This window comes from Paraburkholderia sp. PGU19, from assembly GCF_013426915.1.
Taxonomy (GTDB): domain Bacteria; phylum Pseudomonadota; class Gammaproteobacteria; order Burkholderiales; family Burkholderiaceae; genus Paraburkholderia.
In genome coordinates this window covers 2,814,865-2,838,816 of the sequence record NZ_AP023179.1, presented here as the reverse complement: position 1 = coordinate 2,838,816, position 23,952 = coordinate 2,814,865, and the positions used below count along the sequence as shown (strand labels likewise).

Here is a 23,952-nt window from a genome sequence, read left to right as displayed (position 1 = left end):
CGTCATGCATCGCGTCAATCATTCCGGTATGCGTGGAGCGGCTCGGCGGGGCGAGCGCGGCATCGTGGCGATCATCGTCGCACTGACGCTCGCCGTGCTGATCGGCTTCGCCGGGCTCGCACTCGATCTGGGGAAGCTCTACATTGCGAAGAGCGAACTGTCGAATGCCGCGGACGCCTGTGCACTGGCAGCGGCACGTGACCTGACCAAGGCGGTGTCGCTCGATGCGCCCGAGGCGGCAGGGTTGACGGTGGGGTCGACCAATCGGGTGTTGCTGCAGAGCGAGAACGTGGCGTCGGCCAACATCGATGTCACGTTCAGCAAGCAGTTCGCCGGCTCCTATCTGAACAAGAGCGCGTACGCATTGTCGGATGTGCCTAAGATCGGATTCGTGCGCTGTACGGTGAGGCGCGCTGGTATATCCAACTGGTTCATGCGGGTGGTCAATGCCACGCTCGGTCAGTCGGCTGTTGCCGCGACGGCCGTAGCGTCCACCACGCAATCGCAGACCACGTGCGCGTTGCCCGTTGGCGTCTGCCAGCCTCCTGCAGGCAGCCCTTATGCGATTGGACAATGGTTGCCCAGCAAGATTGGCTCGGACAGTAACCAACAGTTGAGCGGTAACTTCATGTGGGTCGCGTACCCTATTGATCCAAGCGATCCGAACAGCGGGTTTCAGAATACGCCCGACATGAAAGCGCTACTCACGGGTTCAGGACAGTGCTCGTTGCCAACGCTCGGTACCAATGTCGGCCACACTGGCAACATCCAGAGCATAGACGGCGCATGGAATACCCGTTTCGGGATTTACCAGAACCCGTTCAAAGTTCCGCCGGACACCCCCACCGGTGTGCCGGATTTCACCGGCTACTCCTACGTGCCCACAAAGGATGCTAAAGGAAACCAGGTGCCGGGCTCGAATGTATTCCCAGATTTCCGCGACAACCAGCGGCCGGGTCGCAACGCTTACCAGGGGACGAATCTGGTCCTCAACAAATATAAAACAGGCGGTTACGACAATGGCTCCGACCGGCGGCTGGCGCTTGTACCGGTGGTCGACTGCGGTGCATTACAGGGTGGCACCCAGAAATCGGCAATCAAGTCATGGGCGTGCGTGCTGATGCTTCATCCGATGGAGAAAAACATCAGCAGTTATCTCAGCGGCACGATCTGGCTGGAGTATCGCGGTGACGCGAGCGCTCCGGATTCGCCCTGCGCAACACAGGGCATCCCGGGAAGCACGTCCGCTGGCATCGGGCCGATGGTACCCGTTCTCGTGCAATAGGAGCGTCCTCATGCGCTATCACCGCCGATCCCTGCGCCGCATGCGAGGCGCCGTGGCAGTCGAATTCGGGCTCGTGGCCATTCCGTTGATCACGCTGCTGCTTGGCATCGCCGAGTTCGGCCACGCGTTCTATGAGTACAACACGATGGTGAAGTCGGTGCGGGATGCGACGCGCCTGCTGTCGGCCTATGACCCGACCGACACGACCAACTATCCGCTTGCGCAAGCCCAGTGCCTTGCGGTCTACGGCACGACGGGCTGTACAGGCACGCCCCTCGTGACTGGCCTGACGACAAACATGGTCGTGGTCTGCGACCAGGTCAATACAACGGGCTGCAGCGGGCAGTACAAGAACGTTCAAACCAACCCTGCCGCCGAGACCATCAATCTCATCGAGGTCAGCATCCAGGGATACCAGTACAACCAGATCACCGGGTTCTTCAATCTGGGCAATATGGTCTTCGGAGATATCAGCTGCGTGATGAGGCAAGTGCTATGAACAAGACAGCGATCCTTCGTCTGCCCGGCGCGCGCCGTCAAAAAGGCGTAGCCGCCCTCGAATTCGCGCTCGTCTCGACGGTGTTCTTTACGCTGCTGATCGGCGTGATGGAAATGGGGCGTGTGCTCTTTTACTGGAATACGGCAGCCGAAGCCACGCGGATGGGCGCACGCGTGGCGGTGGTGTGCGACATCAACGCCAGCCAGACAACAGGCAATCCGGTGATCAAGGATATGCGGAAGCTATTGCCGATTCTGAAGCCCGCCAATGTGACGGTGACGTATTTGCCGTCGGGCTGCGACGCCACGTCGTGCACGTCGGTCACGGTTGCGATCACCAACGTCTCCGTCAACACGATGGTGCCCTTCGTACCATTCGACCTGATGATGCCGCCATTCTCGACGACGTTGCCAAGAGAAAGCTTAAGCAGCGTGGGCGGCACGAATCCGACCTGCCTCTAGATCATCGCTCATGACAGGAAGAAACAAATGATCGACATTCTCACGATTTCATCCGATCCGGCGCACGCGAACGCGATCGCACGGGTCGTCGAGGCGGGCGATTCCCACCATCGCGTCAGGATCTCGACGGCGGGCTTGCTTGATCTCTGCACGAACAAGGGGGCGCTCGATGGCGTCGACATGCTGATATTCGACGGCGCGCAACCGACGCAACAGGACTTCGATGCGCTGCATGCCATTGCAACGGAGCATCCCGACTTGACCTGCATGCTGTTGACGCCGTCGCCGTCCGCGGACCTGCTCATTCGCGCGATGCGCGCAGGCGTGCGTGATGTCCAGCCGTGGCCGGCCGATCCTGACGGCCTGCGGCATGCCGTCGACCGTATCGCCCGCAAGACGAATAGCGCGCGGCGCGACGGGCGGGTTATTTCATTCGTGTCTTGCAAGGGCGGAAGCGGCACGTCTTTTCTGGCGGCAAACCTGGCGTTTGCAGCCTCGACGGCGGGCAAGCGCTCGCTGCTGATCGATCTGAACCCTCAGTTCGGCGAAGCGGCATTCCTCGTGTCCGAAATCACGCCGCCCGCTACGCTCGCCGATGTCAGCACGCAAATCGACCGGCTCGATCCCGCCTTCCTCGAAGCATGCCTGACGCGAGTCAGCGACGCTTTCGATGTGTTGGCCGGCGCGCCCGACCCGGCGCGTGCGAAGGAGATCAAGCCCGAGCATCTGCAGCGCATTCTGAATCTCGCGCGCCCTCAATACGATCTCGTCATTTTCGATGTCGGGCAGAGCCTCAGCAATGTGTCGATCGTCGCGCTGGATCAGAGCGAATACATCTTCCCCGTGCTGCAACTGAGCCTGCCGTATTTGCGGGCCGGCCGCAGGCTGCTGGAGATCTTCCGTTCGCTCGACTATCGCGGCGACAAGGTCCGCGTATTGGTCAACCGCTATGAGAAGAAGGGGCCCGTAGGGCTGCAGGAACTCGAGAAAGCGTTGGGCCTGCGCGTGGCGAGCGTCATTCCCGAAGACAAGGCATCCGTGTCAGCCTCGATCAACCAGGGGGTGCCGATTTTGCGGCTTGCCCAATCGAGCGGCGTCGCGAAAGGACTGAGCGAACTGGTGCACAGTCTTTCGCCTCCGCCAGCGAATTCGCGGAGCAGCAGCGGCATCCTGCAGAAGTTCTTTAGCCGGCCGGCGCTGAGCAGAGCCTGAACCCTACGCGGAGCGATACAGGAGAACCAGAATGGACAACGTGATGAGTTTGCGCGAGCAGTTTTCCCAACACGCTGACGCACCGGCGCAGGACCGGGCTTTGCAGCGCACGAAAATGGCGCAAAAAGCCTATCAGGAGCTCAAGAGGAACGTTCATCAGGCGATCATCGATCGCGTCGAACTTGAAAAGCTGCAGCGTCTGTCGAACGACCAGATACAGTATGAGCTCGCTCAACTCGTCGAACGCATCGTTGAAGAGGACAACATCCCCATCAACGAGGTTGAGCGGCGGCACCTCATCCGCGACGTGCGCGACGAAATGCTCGGCTTCGGGCCGCTCGAGCTGCTGCTGGCCGATCCAACCGTCTCAGACATTCTCGTCAACACGTACAGTCAGATCTACGTCGAACGGCGCGGTAAGCTCGAACTGACCGACGTGACGTTCTACGACGACGCGCATCTGATGAAGGTAATCGAGAAGATCGTCTCGCGCGTGGGCCGCCGCGTCGATGAATCGAACCCGATGGTCGATGCGCGTCTGCCGGACGGGTCGCGGATGAACGCAATCATTCCGCCATCGGCGATTGATGGGCCCTTGATGTCCATTCGCCGGTTCGCCGTCAATCCGCTGAGCGTGAAAGATCTGATCGAGTATCAAAGCGTCACGCCGCCTATGATTCATGTGCTCGAAGCGCTGTCCGCCGCGAAGGTGAACGTGCTGATTTCGGGCGGCACGGGTAGCGGCAAGACGACGATGCTCAACCTGCTGTCGGGCTTCATTCCGTCCGATGAGCGGATCGTCACGATCGAAGACGCAGCTGAGCTTCAGTTGCGTCAGGAGCATGTGCTGCGGCTCGAAACACGTCCGCCCAACATTGAAGGTAAAGGCGAGATTACCCAGCGCTCGCTGGTGCGTAATGCCCTGCGGATGCGACCTGATCGGATCATCCTCGGCGAAGTGCGCGGCGCGGAAGCCCTGGATATGCTGCAGGCCATGAACACCGGTCACGAAGGTTCGCTCGCGACGATCCACGCCAATACGCCGCGCGATGCGCTGACGCGACTCGAAAACATGATCGGCATGGCCGGGCTGAATCTGCCGCAGAAGTCCGCACGCCACCAGATCAGCTCGGCAATTGGTGTCATCGTACAGGCCGCGCGTCTGACGGATGGGCGCCGCAAGATCACAAGCATCTCGGAAATTACCGGAATGGAAGGCGACATCATCAACATGCAGGAGATCTTCGCGTTCCGGCGCTCCGGGGTCGACAAGGACGGGAAGGTGTGCGGGCATTTCTGCGCGACGGGTGTGCGGCCGAAGTTCTCCGAGCGGTTGCAGGCATTCGGCGTGGCCGTGCCCGATTCGCTGTATGACCCGTCGAGGCAATTCCCCGTATAGGCCGCTCAATGCAAGCACGAAACAACAAAGAGCGGAAGGCGGCTACGGCTGCGTCACTGCGAGGCATCTGGACATGAACTTTCTATTCTATGGATTCGTCATCCTGGTGTTCTTCTCGATCGTTCTATTGATCGAAGCGGGCTATTTGTGGTGGAACAGCCGCCACAGCAGCGAGGCCAAGCGCGTCGAAAGCCGGATACGCATGATGTCTGCCGGCGGAAACGGCAATGATCCGGCGATGTCCATTCTCAAGCAGCGTGAGTTGAGCGGATCGCCGCTATTGACCCGAATGCTGCTGTGGGTGCCGCGCATCCAGATGGTGGACCGCTGGCTGGTTCAGTCCGGGCTGAACTGGTCGATGGGAAAGTTCGTTGCGTACACCGTGGTCCCGCCATTGATGGTGTGCGCCATAGGTTTTGTGGTCTATGTACCTCCGCTGGTGCTCGTTGCCGTCATGCTGATCGCCGGCATGATTGCGCCGTTCAAGGTGAATCGCGCCAAGAAGAAGCGGCTGAAGGCGATCGAGGAGCAGTTGCCTGAGGCGGCCGACATGATCGGCCGGTCGCTAAAGGCCGGACATTCGTTCTCGTCGGCGCTCGGCATGGTAGGCGATGAAATGCCTGAGCCGATCGGCAGCGAGTTTCGCACGACGTTCGACCAGATCAATTTCGGCGTGTCGCTCAATGACGCACTGGGCGGGCTCGCCAACCGCATACCGGTCAGCGACCTGCGCTATTTCGTGGTCGCCATCCTGATCCAGCGGGAGAGCGGCGGCAACCTCGCTGAAATTCTCGGCAACATCAGCCAGATCATTCGCGCCCGGCTGGCACTGCTCGGCAAGGTGAGAGTGCTGTCAGCCGAAGGGCGGCTGTCGGCTTGGGTTCTGGGCTGCTTGCCATTTGTGGTGGCGTTCCTGATCTCGATCCTGAATCCGGGCTTCCTTCGGGTGCTGTACACCGACCCGACGGGCATCAAGCTGATCGGTGGGGCGTTCGTCATGATGGTGCTCGGCGTGGTCTGGATGCGCAAGATCATCCGTATCCATGTTTGAGAGAAGCGTGTGATTTTTATTCTTTGAGGATGGGTCGATCCCATGCCCGCCATGAAAACAGAACAACTGTTATTGCTGGCCGCCGTATTCGCGATCGTCGCCCTTGTCTCATTGGGCGTGATGGCACTGCTGATGCCAAACTCGATCAATCGCCGCCTCGGCAAGCTCACAAACAACGAACAGCCTACGGCGCAAGGTACGAATAGCGACGAGGCTCAATGGGTAAAGAAGATTGCGGAAGCTTCGAAGCCGATTGCGAAACTCTCGATTCCGAAAGAGGGCTGGGAAAGTTCGGCGCTGCGCATGAAATTCATGCACGCCGGGTGGCGCAGCGAGTCGGCTCCCGGGGCTTACTTTGCCGCCAAAACCGTCCTCGTGATGGGGCTGCCCCTTATCCTCCTCGTGACGGTCGGCCCGTACCTGTCGAACGAAAAGAGCAAACTGCTTCTGTTCCTGCTGCTTGTGGTTGCGGGCATTGGCTACTACCTGCCGAATTTTGTGCTCACCCGCCGGGTGCGCCAGCGCAAGCAGTCCATTTTCGAGGACTTTCCCGATGCGCTGGACCTGCTCACGGTGTGTGTGGAGGCAGGCCTTGGCCTGGATGCTGCGCTGATGAAAGTGGCCGACGAAATGCATGTCAAGAGCCAGACGCTGAGCGACGAACTCCAACTCGTGCTCCTCGAACTGAGGTCGGGCTGGAGCAAGGAAACGGCGCTCAAGAACCTGGCAATGCGCACGGGCGTCGAGGAGGTCGAAGTGTTGGTCGCCATGCTGATCCAGGCAGAGCGCTTCGGCACCAGCATGGCCGATTCGTTGCGCGTGCATTCGGAAAGCCTGCGGCTCAAGCGCCGGCTCAAGGCGGAAGAGGCCGCCGGAAAGATCGCGCTGAAACTGCTATTTCCGCTCATGTTCTGCATCTTTCCGACGCTGATGCTGGTATTGCTCGGTCCGGCTTTCATCCAGGTCCTCCGCGTGCTGCTGCCGACGCTCGCCGGCCACCCAGACGGCTCGGTGTCGCAGTGACTGTTGGAGGGGAACCATGAAACCTGCTTCTATCGAACGCGTGGATCTCGTCCGGTTGCGCTTCATACTGGGCATCAAGCTATCGGCCTTCAACCAGTTTGTGGCGGACCAGCTGGGACTGAACGTGACCGACCTGGAATGCCTCGAAGTCGCCTATTCGGACGAAGTGCAACCGGTCACGCCGGGCCGGCTATCGAAACTTACGGGACTATCTCCGGGCAGTATCACAAGCTCCCTGAAGAATCTCGAAAAAGCGGGGCTGATAACACGTGAGCCTGATCCGACCGATGGGCGGCGCATCTTGTTGCGTTTCGTTCCGGGCGGCCGGGCAGCGATCACAGCCTGTTTCGAGCCGGTCAACCGTCACCTTGCCGAATTTGATGGCACGCTTGGCTACGATGAACTGAAGAGCATACGAAGGTATTTTTGCGGGGTGCTGAAAATCATTGACGACCATCTGAAAGGTGATCAGTCTGTCTGACAAGCATCAGTCAAGCGAAAAGCAGCATAAAGGCAATGCGAGGATGACCAGATTCATCCGGCGGAGCCCGACAAAAACACGGACCACTATGGGGCACGGGGCATGAGTACGATCGTCGATAAAGGCTGTGATCCGGAAGCGCAATCCGCGGCACGTCCGGAACCCGTCGCAGCCGCGTCTTCTCCAGGGGCGATGGATGCGCTGTTCGAAGTGTTGGCGCGGGCATGTGCGGCGACGATGCTGGGTCTTTTCAGCTATGCAGCGATCATCCACTGGCTTGCTGAACCTGGGCGCATCACGTTACTACTACTAGTGGTCGCGGAGTGCTTCACGGTGGGTCTGTCGCTGTTCTCACGTGTACCTGTCCGGCGCGATTGGACGCCGTTTGCGTACATTTCTTCGATGGGCGCCACATATTACTTTCTCGCGATTCGACTCGGGTCGGGAGTACAGATCCTGCCGGAATGGGTGGGCGCGGCGTTGCAGGTTGCCGGGATATGCTGGCAGATCTATGCGAAGGCTTCGCTGCGCCGCTCGTTCGGGATATTGCCTGCGAACCGCGGCGTTGTTTCGACAGGTGCGTACCGGTTCGTGAGACATCCGATGTATCTCGGCTACTTCATCGCAGACATCGGCTTCCTGCTTTCGAACTTCGGCATCCAGAACGTGCTGGTATACGGGGGGCAGTTCGTATTGCAGGCGTGCAGAATCGTGCGGGAGGAACGGCTTTTGAGCAGTGACACGCTTTATCGCACGTACAAAAGCAAGGTGCAGTATCGTGTTTTGCCGGGACTTTTCTGAACGTTATCGATATGCAGTTGCCATGAAACCGACCTCGGCGATTGACGGCTTGTTGGATTAAAGGCGAATGAGGAGCGTGCGGAAAGGAAGATACCCGAGGACGGTCAATCGCGATAACGAGGCGGTGTAGTACGCACACTCCGAATAAGGCCGCCATTGAGGGTTATTAACTGTGCTGCAAGTGCGGGGGAAACATGTCGAAGGAGGCATCGATAAGTGCCCTTTCTCAGTGCGCTGTTATCTTGTCGCCAGTCTTGGTGTCGCTCGGGTTGCTCGCGCTGAGCCTCCTCCTGGCGTTATGGGGCGAACGTATTGCAGTTCGGTATCTGGGCGAGGCGCGGCCTTCTGCACCGTCGCATGCCCAGTTCAATATCCGGTACTCGCTGGTCAGCAATGCGGTGGTCTCCATGATTCAACCCATGGTGGCCGGCATATCGCTCACCATGACGCGCACATTGGGCGAAGGACGGATTGCTTTTCCAGCAGGCCCTATTGGATGGTGTCTAGCTTTTGTTTCGGCTCTCCTGATCTCTGACCTGATCGAATATCTCTTTCATCGAGCCCAGCACAGGTTTCCGCTGTTATGGAAAATGCACGAACTGCATCATAGCGCCGAGCATTTTGATGTCACGGTGACTTACAGGAATTTCTGGATTGAGCCGTTAATCAAATCAGCCTGTCTTTATCCGCTGGTTGGGGTGTTGCTCAAGGTACCGCCGAGTGTTGGTGTGGCAGTTGCGATCGTGTTCGCATTGAATAACAACCTGGTGCATATGAACGTCAGATTTGCGCCGGCACGTTATCCGTGGGCACTGAACAATCCGCAAGTTCATCGACTCCATCATTCACGCGATCCAGCAGACTACGACAGAAATTTTGGCGCTATGTTTCTTATCTGGGATCATATGTTTGGTACGTTTCGGCAGCCAGCGCAAGACCGTTTTCCGGACGTCGGACTGGATTCGGGCGAAGCGCCAAGGAAGTTGTTTCACGCGCTTTTATGGCCGTGGTGTCGTGGTCAGCAGAGAGCGTGAGTTTTCGCGTCTAGGAAGCAACTGACTGTGCGGCGCAAATGCAAGGCGGCGTGGGGTGCGACCAACCGGCCCGCGCCGCATGTCGTCAAAACGCAGCCGGAGCGCGGCTGCGCCAGAGGAAAAGGCGCGCTCCCGAGCCGCCCGCCAGCACGACGGGGTGAACCTGCCCTGATTGCATTCACGCGGATCTACGTGCCGATGCGCGAAGTAAGCAGATCGATCGAATGTTCCCTTATTGGACCAAAGTCCAATACAGGTCGCCGTCAGTCAGGCCTATGCTGAGCGGATTGATTTCTCCGGAGCATTTCCGTGAAAACGTCAACGGCCCGTGCAACCAGCGGCGAAGTGCGGCGTCAATTTTACTGTGGCCGACATCGGCGCATCCGACGCGCTGTGGAACGGCATGCAACCCGATGGAACGGGCGGCCATCCGGCTGTACGTTGGGACATGACGACATGGCACAACTTCGAAGTCTACGGCGATATCCTCAATATCGGTTCCGATGGTGCGGGTCCGGGCTTCGATCTGCCTACGTACTGCCAGGCCCGCTACGGCGTGCCGTTCCTGCTCACCGAGTGGAACACGGGACCCGAAAAGTCAGCGGCATATCGGGCGAGCTACATCAGTACGCAGCTTGCCAGCTACTTTGTGGCCAGAAAGGCGAAAAACATCCAGTCGGTGATGTACTACGAACTCGATAGCGGAGACGAGACCTTCGGCCTGATGATCGACAGTGCCATATTGAGTCAACCTTATAACGCGTTCACCAGCTTCATCGCGGGGCACCCTGACACGACGTGATGGGCCGCCCCGTGAGCCTATCCACGCGCGACACGGAGCAAGGCATTGCTCGCCCGACTCATCAACGAAACCGGAACGCGTCACCTGATGGCGTCCGCGTCGGAAAGATCCGCGCCACCCATACCCGGTGCGGTGGGCAAAGTCCCATTGCTATGCAGCGCCGAAATCACCTCCTCGACGGTTGCGTCCTCAAGCAGACGGCGGCCGGTGACCTTGCGCTGCATATTGGTGGCATCGATACCGCGTTGAAGAGCAGCAGTCTGGGCAGCAATGTAGACAGCCATTCCGTACCCGTAGCTCCGGGCGAGGTCCGTGTTAAAGAAATTCTTCATGATTGGATCTTTGGCGCCATCAGGTAATTTCTACCGCGCCGGGCGCCGCGGTCGCGATTGGTAGCCGCCTATTTTACAAGACCCGCGAACTGCGCTTGGGCGCAACGCCAGTCGTTTCCGGCTTCTCGGCAATTGCGCGTGAAACTTTAGAAGGGGAAGGCAAGGGCGGCATGCAACGGCAGGGCCGTTATGGCTCATTTTTCTCACCGTGTCTGTTCGCCTGTTCTCTCGCCTGGAGCGTTCCTGTCAGGTGGACCTATTCGTCGGTGGTCTCGCGGAACCGCATGCACCCAATGCAGTTGTCGGCCCGACGCTTCAGAGGATGGTTGAGCGCAGCGCAGGCGCCCTCTTCGTTGCGATGGGAGCGGCGCTCCGTGACGCGCGTTTCAGGGCTGAAACGATCGGTACACGGAAGTGCCGCTGCGTGAATGCCTGCTTGCAGGTGCTTTGGTTGCAAAGTCGCCTCGTCGGGCGGTTTATGCCGCGAAGAGTTCTTCGCGAGACCCGATAGGCTTCCCGTCCGGACGTGGATAGCGACGAGCGGGAACCGTGTTTCAGAAGTGAATCACGATATTGAAGGAAGCTCTTTATCTAGCCGAAGCCTCGTGGCATTTGCGAATCAGGATCGGCATGCGTCACTTTTCAGGCCGTTGGGGAATTCACTGCGCATTTACACGTTTCGCAAATGAAACGATTTAGACGGAAAAGCTGGTGTTTGTACATAATCTGCGGCCTGCCTACAGAAAATCGCTATTTGGCACAGTCTGTGCTATTTCAACCGACCGAGCTCGGCTTTAGGTCAATGACAGAAAGTTTGCGGTCTGATTCCTGTTCTTAATTGCTGAGCATCGCCGAATACAAAGAAGCTCGATGAAGTGGCTTTAAGCAGAATTCAATCAACGAGAAAACGCTGAACGCGTGCTACGCCGCGCGTCGGGGGAAGCAATGTTCGGTGTTAAAGGTGTGTCAGTGCAGTCCTTCTATTCGCAAACGCCTGAGACGTTCAAGGCTATGCAGCACCTGGTCTCGGTGATGGACGATCTCTCAAGGCCCATGCAGTTGCTGGAGAACCTGGCGGACCATATCGGAAGAACAATAGCGGCGATGCGGTCAGATGGAGTCATCACGCCGCAATCGTCCGCCGCCGATATTCACTTCGTGCTACAGGAAAGGTTTACCAGGTTCTTCGAGGCGTTTGCCACCCGGGTGGGCGCTCAGGCCGCTGCGGCAGTGATTTTCAATGACGAGGTGTCGAAAGGCATTGTCGAGACATACGTCATTTGCGGGGTGGAAAAATGACAGGACTAAAGAAGCTGTTCAATGTCGCTGTGCTACTGTTCATGGTCTGCTGGAGCCTCGCCTTGCTGGTGCCGGACCAGACAGCCCTCGAGCATGACACGCATGCGAGCCGCGGTGGCGAGGCGATTGAACGGCACCCAGCTTATGAGCAGATTCGCGCAACTCGTGTGAGCATTGGTACGCCGTAGGATGGCAGCAAGGAGCATCACGCGTTCGCACTACCTCAGGGAAACCTCCGGGCCCGAAGGTACCCTGAAGCAACTTGTTCGCGCATTTAGGTCGCGCGTGCCGTTTATGTTGATGATTGACGGCACGCACGCGACAATAACGACTCCGCGAAGACTCAGTCCGGCTTGAGCTGCCCGACAGAAGCCGCAAGACTGCGTGCCTGCGCGCGCAATGGTGGCGACTCCAGAATTTTCAATGGCGGGTCCCATCCGGGAACCACGCCATCCGCTATTGCGCCTCAACCGCGATGACGCAACGCGTTCATTAGTTGTGCCGGCGCGCGAAGCGCTATAGGCCAAACGCGTGAAGCTTGTGATCGCCATAGCCCGCAACAAATAGCTGCCCATTCACAACCGTCGGCGACGTGAGGATAGAGCCGGTAACCCTGTCAGAAGAGGGAATGTTATCCGTACTCCAAAGTATCTGTCCGCTTTTTGTGTCCATCGCGTAAACCTGACTTGCTATGCCATCGGCGTAGTACACCACGTCGTTTGCGACGACGGGCGAAATGGCCGGGTTATAGAAGGACGCCGTCGAGCCGACCGGCTGCTGCCATTTGATGCTGAGGGAACAGGTGTTACTGACGGATAGCGCAAGGAGCCCACGGCGATTGAAGTTGGTGGGCGAATCCTGCGGCGCCACAATATAAAGCTGATTGTGGTCATATGCTGGCTGTCCAATCGTGTCACCCGAAGGCTGGGACAGGATCAGCGTTTGCATGGGACCGGAGGAGATTGCGGCCCGGTTGTAGATGTACAGATAACCGGTCTTCTGGTAGGCCGCGAGCATCGGTGGGCAGCCAATCGGCTGGAAAAGCGTCGCGGTCGCACCGAAATCCCGGTCCTGAGCTTGCAACGTAGGCGGCGAGTCGGACTGGGCTACTACGAGGTTCGTGGTGAGCTTGACAACGTGTTCCGCATATCCGGCGTTTTCCGGGGTAGAGAATCCGTTGCCCGTCAATACGAACACATAGGTCCCATCAGCCAGGGCCGATACGCCACCCGCCCCCCAGATGCCGCCTCCATCCACGTTTGCGGCAGTCGGGAACCAGCGCTGCAGAATTGACCCGTCGGTGGCCGACACGCGCACGACCTGTCCACGGTACGGCCGGCCACTATCGCAGGCGCTGGCCGTCGCGATATACAGCGACGTGCCAACGAGCGTCGGGCTGCCGTAGACGAACGTATTCAGGAAGTTCGCCGCGTCAGGTACCTGCACGGGCGTCATACTATCGGCACCGTTCGACAGGTCAAAGGAGTGCAGCGCACCCCTGCCGCTCACGATAAACAGCCGGTTGTGCGCGCGGTCGATGGTTGGCGTGTCGATGAAGCCCACCTTGCCGCCGGATGCTGAGAAATCGTCGCAGCTGGTTTGCACGGGCACGAAGTCCCGACGCCAGATGATCGCGCCCGTGTGGGCGTTGAGCGCGAATATGCTCCCCTGAAGCGTTGCGGCGTAGACGACATCCGTCGACACGCCTCCGACATTCACGCCGGCGGCCACCGTCGGCTGCGTGAGGATCGGGCCGCCAAGGTCGGTCGCCCAGTGTGCTCGCAAGCCTGGAACATTCGATGTGGTCAGTACCTTCTCGAAGGGATTGTACCCGGTGCGCTGGGCGTCCCAGCCGAACGTGGGCCAGTCGGTCGGAGTCTGTGCCTGAGCGCCTGGCGCGATGGCCAGGCCGGCGAGCACGATAGCGGCTGACAGTTTGCTTCTCCTGGGACTGAAATCGCAATTGGCGTCGTCCATGGAATCACCTTTTAGAAAAACGAACTAATTCATTCACACCTGAAAGGCGTGCACCCGGAGATGAGAGCGGTGCATGCCTGCAGCGCCGCGTTCGCATTTATCATCGATGGCGGAGGAACGGAGTGAGCATGCCCGAGAGGCTGCAATAGTCGCAGAGAATTGCATGCTGGTGAGTGCACTCGCCGTTGGACCCGAAATGGCCAACAAAGCGAGAAGTAGCGGCTGGGTTGGGTTGCTATCCGCGATGATGACGTCGTCTACTCTAGGTGCTGTCTACGTGCGGTCAATTCCAAATTCCCGCCTTGTGCGCACCACCGCACATTGGAGTGGCTTCTCACAAATGGGGGAGAAAAGAACACTTGTTTTGGACCCCATCAATGCCTGGTGTGGAACAGAATTAATTACCGGATTCTCTAACGATTAAATGGAATGCAACAATTGACATGAGTGTTTATATATGGGTGGTTTCAAACTTGAAGTGCAACACAAGGTTTAGTGAAGGGAAGTACTTAAACGAGTCAGGGTGTTGCACTTCATGCTTCCTTTTTGCGATTGATTTTCAGGAAAAGCACTGTTCGCAGTGCGTGCCCTGGGACCGATACTAAGGCGAGGAACAGGCCAAGCATTTTGGAAGGGACTTGAATATGCGCTCCCGCACAGTATGTGCCGGAATTCCGTTGGGACAATTACTCAGTGCCTCTTTTTGTCCAGCCACCTATCTTCCACTACTTAAGGGATGCAGTGCTCACGGCATCTTTTCCGCGATTTGCAAAACCATCTCAAAAGATTGTCGACATCGGCGCGAATAGGCGTTCTCGCGATGCCGCGGGCGCGCGTTTACTTTGCCTCTTGAATTGCGAGACCGCGCGCCATTTCCCGGGACGAAGCTTGCCCGACGGATCCGTGCATTATCGAGGTCATTGTTCACCTCCGCGGCCACTCCTTAAACAATGAAGAATGGAGTAAAGCGATGAAAAAGGCAGCGAAGTGGGCCATGCTCTTGAGGGCTTGCGTGTATCGCGCAGGTTCAACATCAATATTCCTGCCTGCCAGGCGGCGCCTCATTGCCGGTTGCATTGCACTGCTCGGTGGACTGCTCTTGACAGGCGGCCCCGCTCAGGCAGTCACCCTTGAAGGCGACGACATTCTGGTCACCGATTGGGGCGCCAACAAGCTAATCCGGGTAGACGGGACGACGGGTGTGCGTTCGGTCATCAGCGATTTTTCCAATCCGGCACAGGGTCCTGTCATTGCTCCAAGCTCGCTCCCGGTCAGCGTAGCGATTGGCCAGGGACAGATCTTTGTCACCGGTCCATACGTCGGCATTCTCCGTGTTGATCCTCGCACCGGTCATCGCATCCTCGTGAGCGATTGGCATCAGGGCCGTGACGGCAACTTCGGCTACGGCGCGGCCGTGGACGCCTTCGGCAGGGTTTTCGTCAACGATGAGGGAGCGTTCGTCGCGCCTGCCGTGGTGCGCGTCGACCCCCGGAACGACACACGCGTCACTGTCACCTTCCTCTGGGACCCGTCTCAGGGAGGGGGGGACTTATCTTTCTGCGGGATCACCGATTTCGCCCTGGAGGCCCCCCAGTGGAACCCGAAGCACCCTGGTGAGGCGGGTAAAGGGGCGATCCTTATCGGCGTTAATGGCAGTTGCGGCAAGCTAGGAATCTTTCGTGTCAATCCTGTCACGGGTTTCCGGACGCTTTTGAGCGATTTCAACAACCCGGCACAAGGTGCCGTCGTTGATCTGAGTAACTCAGGCGGTCTCGCTGTGGAACACTCGGGAGCGATCCTGGCCAATTCAGGGGGAACCTCTCCAAGGAATCTGCTGCTGAGGATCGATCCGAAAAGCGGAAACCGCACAGTCGTCAGTGATTTCGACAACCCCGCCCAGGGACCGTTGGGCGCAAACCTTGCCGGCGACGTCTTGCAGGACTGTGGACAAATATTCGTGGGCGCTGTCGACCCGGCGACAGGGAGAAACAATCTGTTCCGTGTGGACCCTCGAACAGGCAAACGTGTCTTGTTTAGCGACTCCGCTAACCCTGGACAGGGACCATCGTTCAACAGGATCGCTTACATCGCGGTGGTGCCTCACAACGCGGGCTTTTTTGCTCTGCCGCCTGCGGGTTCTTTCACCAGTCCGTTTGGCCCTGCCAGGTGAGGTGAAGATAACGGGAGTCGACGAGACGAGGGTTTTCACAGCCGCTGGCCGGCCCGATTGACGGGCGGCCGGTGGTCCCATGAGCTGAACCATTAACACCGCTGTCTTTCTGCTACGAGCGTCACGTTGCGGCTGTGCAACCGCCATTCAAACCGGGTGGACATCCGTGCTCGGCACGCGTGCAATCGGCCAGTGACGGGGCGTAAAGACTCGAACTCGAGGAGGAACCTATTCGCCTGATTTCGCTGCTCGACAGTAACCGGGACGAGGTATTCAAGCTCGAGTTCTTTCGCCATGGTCAAATGGGATTTGCTGACCGAACGAGGTCAGGGCTTGGAACGCAACTCGGGACCCATCTGTGCCGCCGCTTTCAGAGATTAACGCTGATGCGCCATTCGACGCTCGTGAGATCGAGTTGGCGTTGTTCGACACATTTTGGTGTCCTCATGTCCCCGACTTGGTGAAGCAAGGCTCAGTTCGACCGCCATACGACCGCAGCCCACTCCACATCAAGATCATCTGTGACATGGTGGCCATCATGCCGACGGTGCACTCGCGGGGCCTTGCGCCGGCGTATGCTTGCCGGTGATCTGTGCGAACATGGCTCGCATATGCCAGATACCATGCTTCGCGAGATAACCAGCGCGTCCCCACCAGGTTGGAAGGACGAGGCATGACGATGTCACGTATGAGTTGCCGCCACTCCACGACGACTTGTACTGCTGCTCGCCCGGCCCAAAGTCGAAATCCAGCCCTCGGTCAAATGCCCATTTGACACAATCATCGACGAGCACGGTTCCCGGTGACAGGTTCGCATGCTTCAGGTCGTATGTCGTCGTCAATAGATACGCGCGCGTGGCGCCTATCGCAACGACGTTCGCGGCAAGCGGTTTTCCCTGGAGTGTCAGTACAAACAGGTGAAACACGCCGGGCTGATAAGCAGCGTTCGTTAGAAGACCGTTCCAGAACCTGCTACTTGATTGGGAATAGATCCACGGGCTATCGATGCCATTGTGCTGTGCCCATTCGCGCTTTCGCAAAGCAGACCACTCGACTAGCGACGGAATGCGCGGATCATTCGAGTCGAGCATCTCGACATTGAATTCGCCATGCGCGGCCAGCCGCCGTTTCAGATAGTCCGGGCGGGTTTTCGAGCGGCCCGGTCGCGAGCGGCAATACGCTTCCCAATCATGCTGGCCTCTCAATGCGGCATAGGGCGTGCGTTCCTCGGTCGCACGGTGCGCCACGGCATCGCGCATCAGGCAGCGTTGCAGTGGCGAACTCGAGTTGATGCGCCAGAACTCGAAAACGTCGGCCTGCGTCGATTTGCGGGCTACTCGCCATGCACCCATCGCTACCTGACGGACGTCGCAATCGGGCGCGACCAGGATGTCGCTTGGCGATCTGTTGGGCGGCGTAAGCGGACTGGCGTATTTCCAGCAGTTTCTCCACGACGTGACGAGCGGCCAGAGCGCGACGAGCCGACCTTCGCGCCTTGCAGTGATGCAGTGGAGTTGACGTCGACCTGCGGCCTCCGCTATGAGACTGCCATGGCAGTACGCGTACGACTGAAAGTACTCGCCTCCGGCACGAGACCACAAATCGTCCCACTCGGGCTGCATGGCACAAAAGCTGTCGATATCGCGAACGACTTCGAACGTTATGGTGTGCATCACGAGTTGCTCCCGAAAACTTGTAATCTTCCGCGGAAGGCGAGAGTCTTTATCTGAAGCCGATGAGGCCGACTAGCGCCCATGGCGTAGAAAGGTACCTTTCTTTTTGCTTGATGTCTACAAGCTGGAGCACGCAGTTCGTATCACGCGACGGCTTGTTTTTGGTAGGAAGAAAGGAGGCATCTCAAGCAGTGTGTTCTCGAGAAATTCGCAAAGCTGCTTCAGCGCAGTCTCATCAATCGCTTGCGCCCGGCCGCATTGAATTTTGGGCCCGTATCCGCGTTCGAACGGTGGGCTTGCCACGGGTTTCAGCCGTCGTGCGATCCGACTCAACTGTCTCTACAGCGCGGCAATCGCGCCGATGCGCGGCTTTTTTAGCAGTAGTGTTGCCTGTCAAGGCAATTGAAGCGTCGCAGTGCGACGTCGCCGATGATCGACGAGCGACAAACGTCAGTTTGGCAGGAGAGAGAATGACCAACGATTCGACGTTGCTCCAACGCCGCCTGCCGCCCCAAGTCTGGTTGACCACGGTACCGCCATGGCCGCCATGGGATCTGGTGGAGGGGGCTGGATTCGAACCAACGTAGGCGTTAAGCCAGCAGATTTACAGTCTGCCCCCTTTAGCCAGTCGGGCACCTCTCCGTAATTGATGATTGTGGGGCGCGAGAAAATCTAGTCAACGCTCTTACAACCTGGCGTGTTCCCTCCCGCACAGTTTCTGCAAAGCAACTGCTGCGGATCAGAGCACCAAAGCAAAGCTCGAGCGACCGGAATAGGGCACAGGTCAGACCAGGAAACGGCTAACCGTGGTCGCGCGAATGGCGCTTGAATGCCGGTTCCGATGCGGAGTTACCTGCGCTCGTCCGATGCATGGGCAAGCGTCAACGACAGTTTGCGCAGGGAGGTTTTGCCCGGGTTTTCAGTGCCTCGTTTTAAAAATTTTCGTCCAGTTCAAGCTGCGCCTCTGCAGCCACACGTGTTGAGCCCTGTTGCACCGTGTAGATGGCAAGCGCGTCGAGCAAGGATTGCATGGACCGAGCGATATGAAACCGGGAAGTGAAGCACTGTCTCGCGAGCGTGCGCATGTCAGCCCACTCGCGTCGCGAAGCGCCCAGCCAGCGGTGCAACAAGCAGACTGCCCCTGCCAGGTCGTCCTTGTCCACGAATCCTGCGCCAGACTGCTCGATCTCACGCCAGATGTTGACCTTGTCAGTAATCAGCGTCGGGAGCCCCGCAGACAACGCTTCCGCCACAGCAACCCCAAAATTCTCCTGATGCGAGTTGAGCACAAATGCGTCCGATGCAAGGAATGCACCCCACTTGAGGTCGTTGTCGAGCAATCCCGTCCATGTCACCCTTTCTGTCAACTCCAACTCGTTGCACAGGGCTTTGGCCGCACTCGCGTACTCGCTGTCATCGGGGCCCGCTATGATCAGTCGCACATCGTTGATTTTGTCTTCGGGTGTGTCTTGTATGCATTGAGCCAGTGCCTGCAGCGTAAGGTCGATTCCCTTCTTTTCATGGATTCTCCCAAGAAAGAGGAGATTTCTTTTGCCGCGCAAATGCGGAAACCTCGAAAGGAACAGTTCGCGTTGCATGTCCGGATTGCCAACGGCACCTGCTGTGCCGTAGCTGATGACATGCTCGTTGCAGTGGTATGGGCGAAACGATTGGCGGGCCAATAGACGTTCTTCCTCGCACGTAAAGAACACGGCATTGGCATCGCGAAGAACCCGGTAGTCTGCCCATGGCCAATAGAGCATCTTCTTGAAGTGCTTTAACGGGTAGCGCTGCTTGAAGTACGGGTCCAGCATCCCGTGCGTGAATACGAAATAAGGTATCCCCGAATCGCGTAGCGCACGCCAGACGCCAAACGATATGTAGTTCCAGATTCCGTTGACAATCACAAGGTCGTATTTCGGCGCGTTGGCCCGCAGCCACGGGACCAGCCTCGGAGCATATCTGTACTTGCCGAACCCCGGGCCGACGGGATGACAGATGACTTCACACTGAGCGAGTGAGCGCTCGTCGGGTCCATCGAGCGTAACGATCTCGATCGAATTTCCCATGCGCCGATGCTCGCGAGACGCCTGAATGATCCCCTCAATAGGCCCTCCATATGCCGGATTGACGGTGATGATGGCATGAAGAATTCGCAAACCCATAGAAACGTATCCTTGAAATCGCAATCAATCGTGGCACTGTGACTTGCACCTGCTTAGAAAAACGAATGGAATTTCTGGTGGTATGGAGTAGACAATTCTTGTTTAATTTCCAGCTATCCGCCTGCGTAGGCGTCGTTGCGCTTCAGGATCACGTTTGTGAGGGCGAGCACGTTTTGGGCGAAAAGCTCAGGGGTCCAGTCACGGATCGTTGATTCCGCATTGCGGGCGAGATCTTCGCGAAGCGCATGGTCCTCGGCGAGCTGCTTCATTCTCATTGCAAGCTGATCGCGGTCGCCAGGCCGAACAATGAAGCCGTTGATGCCGTCATGCACAACTTCGTTCGCGCAGCCACAGGTCCGCGACACGATCGCTGGCCGCCCGGCGGCCATAGCCTCGTTGACACACAGCCCCCACTGGTCGAATGCGCTAGCGAGCACGATGAAGTCTGCGAGCGCATACAAGGCTGGCATGTCGCAGTTCAGAATCGCGCTGAAGATCAGGACTCGCTCGCTTAGCCCGAGCGCAGCGATCTTTTCACGAATCGTCTGTTCCAGCGGACCCTGGCCGACGAGGACGAGGGACACCCCCTGTTGCGCAAGCTCCGAGCACGCGAACGCCTCCAGAACGAGCGGCACGTTCTTGCGCTCGACAAAGCGGCTCACGCATAGCACGTATCGTGACGGCAGGGCGAAGCGGTGTCGCGCGCTGTCGGCGTGTGCGCGTACGGCCTTTGCGGCGTCGCGAAAGTACGCAACGTCGATGACATCAAAGCCGATATGTGATCGGTGCAAGGGAATGCCGAGCGATTCGGCGTATCGACGATGTTTCTCACCGGCCACGAGTGCACCATCGAAGCGTGAGACGAGGATTCTTTTCAAGGCTTCCTTGAGTCGGTGCCGTTTTCCGTCGTCAGCCTTCGAGTCCGACATGTAGACCAGCTTGAATCGACGCGTCAGCGTCCTGAGCAGACATAGGTAAATCGAATAGCTGGTGTTGTAGCCGAGCGTGATGACAAAGTCGGGGCGTGTGGCACCCACGATTACGCGGAGCCGGGCCGCCACCGTCAGCCAATGCTTGGTGCCTGCAGCGGTACCCTTGAAGACTGTAACCATGTCGGACGGCACATCCTGAAGGAACGTCGTGCGATTGCTCTGCGGGTAGTCATAAAAGCTCGAATATTCGAATAGCTCTACGAGGGATACCTTGCATCCTTGTCGCAGCGCGAGCTGCACGAGCGCGCGGTAGCGTGGTATGTGATAGTCGCTAAGGTTGCCGATAACAAATTGAACGTGCATAGAGTCGATCTCACCCGGTGCCCTATATCGCATTCCGCTGCTGCGCTTCAAGGCGCGGGACGAGATCATCAGGCTTGCAGCCTCGAAAGACAGCGGAATAACTCCCGGCTTCCGCGGATATCTGCGGACGCCGCCCCCTTCTTTTACATTTGGGCGCGTGTCGTTCTGCGCCAGAATCTCGGTTATTTTCGCCACTGGCAACACATAGGAAGATTGGTCGGAAAGAGTGTCGTGTAACCTGTTCGACATCGAATTTCCAAAAAGCAGGCCGGTGCGCTGCCCCGACATGGCACCAGGCCATGAAGCGTTGAGCAGAAAATCTGGTCTTGTGTTCGGGGCGTTTGCTGCGCTGAACAATATGCAGGCGAAGTGCTGGTGGAGACATCCGGGATTTTCTGTTGCCCGGGAAAACAGTTGACGCATAGGGGAGACATGAAGCCATGAACAACCTCTTTTTCAAAAGCACGCGTCGGGTTCTCAAAGGCGCAGCGTCGCTTATGCCCGATGACCTGTATCTGGCCTTTTCACATCGTCGAAGAATCGGGCGGTTTCCGAACATGAAGCGTCCGAAGGCGTTCAACGAAATGATCCTGATGCGATGCCTGCAACCGGATCCGCGCTGGAGCAGCCTGGCCGACAAGTTGAGGGTCCGCGAATACGTAAGGGAACGCATCGGGGAGAGGTACCTTATTCCGTTGCTCGCGGCGCCCGATGTTTTTACGAAAGACGTTTTCGACTCGCTACCATCATCGTTTGTGATGAAAGCGAATCACGGCTCCAACTTCGTTGAAGTAGTTTGGGACAAGTCGAAAAGATCGTTTGAAGAACTCCGTCGGATCGCCGGCAGATGGTTGAGCATTGACTACTATCGGGTGGCGCGTGAACAGCACTACAAGGGCATTCAACCCCGGATCTTCTTTGAAACCCTGCTCCTCGACCAGGCGGGCACCGTTCCGTCTGATTACAAGATGCACATGTTCGGCCGCGGTCCAGACGGTCCGGTCATTTACACGGGCATCATTTCCGATCGTTTCGGCACGCCTCGCGCCGATGTCTACGACGCCCGGTGGAACAGACTTGACTTGGCCTGGGGCGACTACGCGCGCAGCGAACGCGCAGTGCCCAGACCGCCGAATTGGGAAGAGCTCAGCAGCGTAGCCATGGCGCTGGCCGATGGGCTTGGTTACGTGCGTGTAGATTTCTATTCGTGTGACGATCAGATATTTTTCGGGGAGCTGACATTTACGCCGGGGGGCGGGACGATGCCCTATACGCCTGATCGCTGCGATTATGACTGGGGGCGTATCCTGCAAAATGCCAACTACTCCGTTACTCGGGATAAGGCAAAAGCCACGGAGGGATGGCTGGCCTGGAGCATCGCGTGCATCATAGCGGAGCATGGCGGATGGGGTGCGCGCGTTCTCGCATGCGCTGGCATGCCCGCCGGCAATTCGTCGCTCTTGAGCTATCCGCATGCTGGCTCGCCCCCCCGATCCTGTCTTGACAGGCGCTATCGACGCTATCGTTCGGTTGAGGTAGCGAGGTGTTCCGTCCCGAGGCGAAGCAACGCGTCGGGCGATCCGTAGTTCGGTGAGCTTACTGTAATCAACGCTCGCGCCGGTGCATCATCTGGAATGCGTTGTTTTCAACGCCCGTTTGAGTTGAACGGCCGACCGACCAGAGACCCGCTGGAGAACCGTCCAGTGTGTTCTGATGAATCCATGAGCCGCAAACGTTACAGCAGTATTGGACATAGCGGGTGACCGTGTGCTCAGGTGGGCCAACGACCTCTGCCCGGATCCGCAGTAGCGACGCGTGCGGGTTGACTGTCGAAGGCATGCCTACCAGGGTGTCACATGCAAAGCACCGGTTCATAGTCACCTCCGTTGTCACATTGATACGGTCAACGCATAGAGCATGGGCGATTACTGATCAGGACGCCGCGGACGGATTGTCTTTCTGCTGGATAGATCGCAGGGACTGAGCGTTTGCCAGAGCGACCGTCCTGACGGCCCAGTGCCGCCGCAGCCGTCCGGCAACGTACGAACACGTGATGATTGTTTAGACTTGATCCAGACCGGCGTCTCCTCGAACGAAACGACCATCGGGAGAAATCGCATGTCCCCGGCCTATGGTCCATATTCCGACCGGGTCCAGATGAGGATGAATGTTTGCAACGGCGAGCTCGGGCAATCCTTCGAACGGGTGAACAAGGTTGATCGTGTCGTCATCGACAGCACGCGGTTGTGCCATGATGCCCTTCCGTCGTTGCCCCGTCCTTACTTACCTGTTGCAACGGGCGTCGGCCTCTGGTGCAGGTCGATGTTGAATAAATCTGTCACGGAGTCTCCATATTCAATGTTCGCTGCCCCACACAACATTGAATCGAGCATTCTTTCGATGAATAGGCATCCTTTCTGGAATTCCTCTATTTCATGAATTTCGATACCCGAGCCTGGCTATCTTTGAAATCATGCGCGCAAGAGGTCTCTTGAATTAATTTTAGAGTTTTCCGGTTCCGGATAGCTGAGCCCATCTCGAACGCCGGCATCTGCCTCTTATACCGGCATCAGCAAACGAAGCAGTGCGGCATTGTTTCAATCGCAGATCGCTTTGCGGGTACGGAAGATACGCTTTTGGTCAAGAAATAAGGAGTGCAAATACATCGATTGTTCGTTGACACGCGATTTGCTGTGCGCTCGATCAAAAAGCGTACGGTACTCTCGTGCGCATTGTTCGAGGAAAAGAGGGGCAACTCGATTCGCAAAGCGAACCGCGCGCCACGGAACTCTCTTCATTACGCTGTCGATCTATCACAACCCTGGCACGTGGCCGGCTCGACCTGTTCAAGCTGCGTGCACCTCTCGAGAGTGCGCGATGGTGGGATGTTGCATTGTTTGCGCTCAGCGATAGAACCGCGCGAGGCGAGGCTTGTATCCAGAGGGGTGGATTTCGTCTGATCTTTCGGTATAATCCCCTATGTGAATGGACAT

At 57.9% G+C, this 23,952-nt stretch carries 19 protein-coding genes, 1 tRNA gene and 1 pseudogene; 14 read left to right on the top strand and 7 right to left on the bottom strand.

Translation table 11 applies throughout. From position 1 onward, the window contains the following. The first annotated feature begins 4 nt into the window (after positions 1–4). The 11 genes and pseudogenes from H1204_RS12945 to H1204_RS12895 form a co-directional block, all read left to right on the top strand. Positions 5–1,285: a pilus assembly protein TadG-related protein gene (locus H1204_RS12945; RefSeq protein ID WP_180728617.1), complete on the top strand. Its 1,281-nt coding sequence runs from the start codon at positions 5–7 to the stop codon at positions 1,283–1,285. Positions 1,286–1,295: 10 nt separating this feature from the next. After that, on the top strand, positions 1,296–1,784 hold the full coding sequence (locus H1204_RS12940; protein WP_180728616.1) for a TadE/TadG family type IV pilus assembly protein: 489 nt from the start codon (positions 1,296–1,298) through the stop codon (positions 1,782–1,784). Further along, complete coding sequence (locus tag H1204_RS12935; protein ID WP_180728615.1) at positions 1,781–2,245, top strand: TadE/TadG family type IV pilus assembly protein; 465 nt, start codon at positions 1,781–1,783, stop codon at positions 2,243–2,245. The genes H1204_RS12940 and H1204_RS12935 overlap by 4 nt, the downstream gene beginning before the upstream one ends. Before the next feature lie 27 nt (positions 2,246–2,272). Beyond that, entirely contained in the window at positions 2,273–3,457 is a 1,185-nt protein-coding gene (locus H1204_RS12930) for an AAA family ATPase (protein ID WP_180728614.1), read from the top strand. A 31-nt stretch (positions 3,458–3,488) separates the two neighbouring features. After that, on the top strand, positions 3,489–4,856 hold the full coding sequence (locus H1204_RS12925; protein WP_180728613.1) for a CpaF family protein: 1,368 nt from the start codon (positions 3,489–3,491) through the stop codon (positions 4,854–4,856). A 73-nt stretch (positions 4,857–4,929) separates the two neighbouring features. Beyond that, the gene (locus H1204_RS12920) at positions 4,930–5,907 is read left to right on the top strand and encodes a type II secretion system F family protein (protein WP_180730954.1); all 978 of its coding nucleotides are present in this window, start codon (positions 4,930–4,932) and stop codon (positions 5,905–5,907) included. Positions 5,908–5,949: 42 nt separating this feature from the next. Next, a complete protein-coding gene (locus H1204_RS12915) occupies positions 5,950–6,930 on the top strand; it encodes a type II secretion system F family protein (protein WP_180728612.1) in 981 nt (326 codons plus the stop codon). Positions 6,931–6,946: 16 nt separating this feature from the next. Then, entirely contained in the window at positions 6,947–7,411 is a 465-nt protein-coding gene (locus H1204_RS12910; RefSeq protein ID WP_180728611.1) for a MarR family winged helix-turn-helix transcriptional regulator, read from the top strand. A gap of 192 nt (positions 7,412–7,603) precedes the next feature. Then, positions 7,604–8,212, top strand: a complete 609-nt coding sequence (locus H1204_RS12905) for an isoprenylcysteine carboxylmethyltransferase family protein (RefSeq protein WP_243468628.1) — start codon at positions 7,604–7,606, stop codon at positions 8,210–8,212. 194 nt (positions 8,213–8,406) lie between these two features. Next, entirely contained in the window at positions 8,407–9,246 is an 840-nt protein-coding gene (locus H1204_RS12900; RefSeq protein WP_180728609.1) for a sterol desaturase family protein, read from the top strand. Between the two features lie 328 nt (positions 9,247–9,574). Next, positions 9,575–10,048: pseudogene (locus H1204_RS12895) on the top strand (hypothetical protein); the annotation flags it as partial. Positions 10,049–10,128: 80 nt separating this feature from the next. Here H1204_RS12895 and H1204_RS12890 read toward each other — a convergent pair. Beyond that, positions 10,129–10,380, bottom strand: coding sequence for a hypothetical protein (locus H1204_RS12890; RefSeq protein ID WP_180728608.1), 252 nt, complete (start codon positions 10,378–10,380; stop codon positions 10,129–10,131). 969 nt (positions 10,381–11,349) lie between these two features. On the opposite strand from H1204_RS12890, the gene H1204_RS12885 reads away from it, so the two are divergent. Further along, positions 11,350–11,679, top strand: a complete 330-nt coding sequence (locus H1204_RS12885) for a hypothetical protein (protein ID WP_180728607.1) — start codon at positions 11,350–11,352, stop codon at positions 11,677–11,679. A 516-nt stretch (positions 11,680–12,195) separates the two neighbouring features. Here the strand turns inward: H1204_RS12885 and H1204_RS12880 are convergent. Next, positions 12,196–13,656, bottom strand: a complete 1,461-nt coding sequence (locus H1204_RS12880; RefSeq protein ID WP_180728606.1) for a PQQ-binding-like beta-propeller repeat protein — start codon at positions 13,654–13,656, stop codon at positions 12,196–12,198. A gap of 970 nt (positions 13,657–14,626) precedes the next feature. On the opposite strand from H1204_RS12880, the gene H1204_RS12875 reads away from it, so the two are divergent. Continuing rightward, entirely contained in the window at positions 14,627–15,826 is a 1,200-nt protein-coding gene (locus tag H1204_RS12875; protein ID WP_180728605.1) for a hypothetical protein, read from the top strand. Between the two features lie 536 nt (positions 15,827–16,362). Here H1204_RS12875 and H1204_RS12870 read toward each other — a convergent pair. From H1204_RS12870 to H1204_RS12855, 4 genes are all read right to left on the bottom strand, one after another. Next, on the bottom strand, positions 16,363–17,499 hold the full coding sequence (locus H1204_RS12870) for a GNAT family N-acetyltransferase (protein ID WP_243468627.1): 1,137 nt from the start codon (positions 17,497–17,499) through the stop codon (positions 16,363–16,365). A 555-nt stretch (positions 17,500–18,054) separates the two neighbouring features. After that, positions 18,055–18,141, bottom strand: a tRNA-Tyr gene (locus tag H1204_RS12865). A 290-nt stretch (positions 18,142–18,431) separates the two neighbouring features. Continuing rightward, a complete protein-coding gene (locus H1204_RS12860; RefSeq protein ID WP_198001208.1) occupies positions 18,432–19,664 on the bottom strand; it encodes a glycosyltransferase in 1,233 nt (410 codons plus the stop codon). A gap of 113 nt (positions 19,665–19,777) precedes the next feature. Next, on the bottom strand, positions 19,778–21,382 hold the full coding sequence (locus H1204_RS12855) for a glycosyltransferase (protein ID WP_243468491.1): 1,605 nt from the start codon (positions 21,380–21,382) through the stop codon (positions 19,778–19,780). A 17-nt stretch (positions 21,383–21,399) separates the two neighbouring features. Here H1204_RS12855 and H1204_RS12850 point away from each other — a divergent pair, with 17 nt between their 5' ends. Next, complete coding sequence (locus tag H1204_RS12850) at positions 21,400–22,545, top strand: ATP-grasp fold amidoligase family protein (protein ID WP_180728603.1); 1,146 nt, start codon at positions 21,400–21,402, stop codon at positions 22,543–22,545. Between the two features lie 475 nt (positions 22,546–23,020). Here H1204_RS12850 and H1204_RS12845 read toward each other — a convergent pair whose 3' ends face one another. Further along, a complete protein-coding gene (locus H1204_RS12845; protein ID WP_180728602.1) occupies positions 23,021–23,212 on the bottom strand; it encodes a hypothetical protein in 192 nt (63 codons plus the stop codon). Positions 23,213–23,952 lie beyond the last annotated feature (740 nt).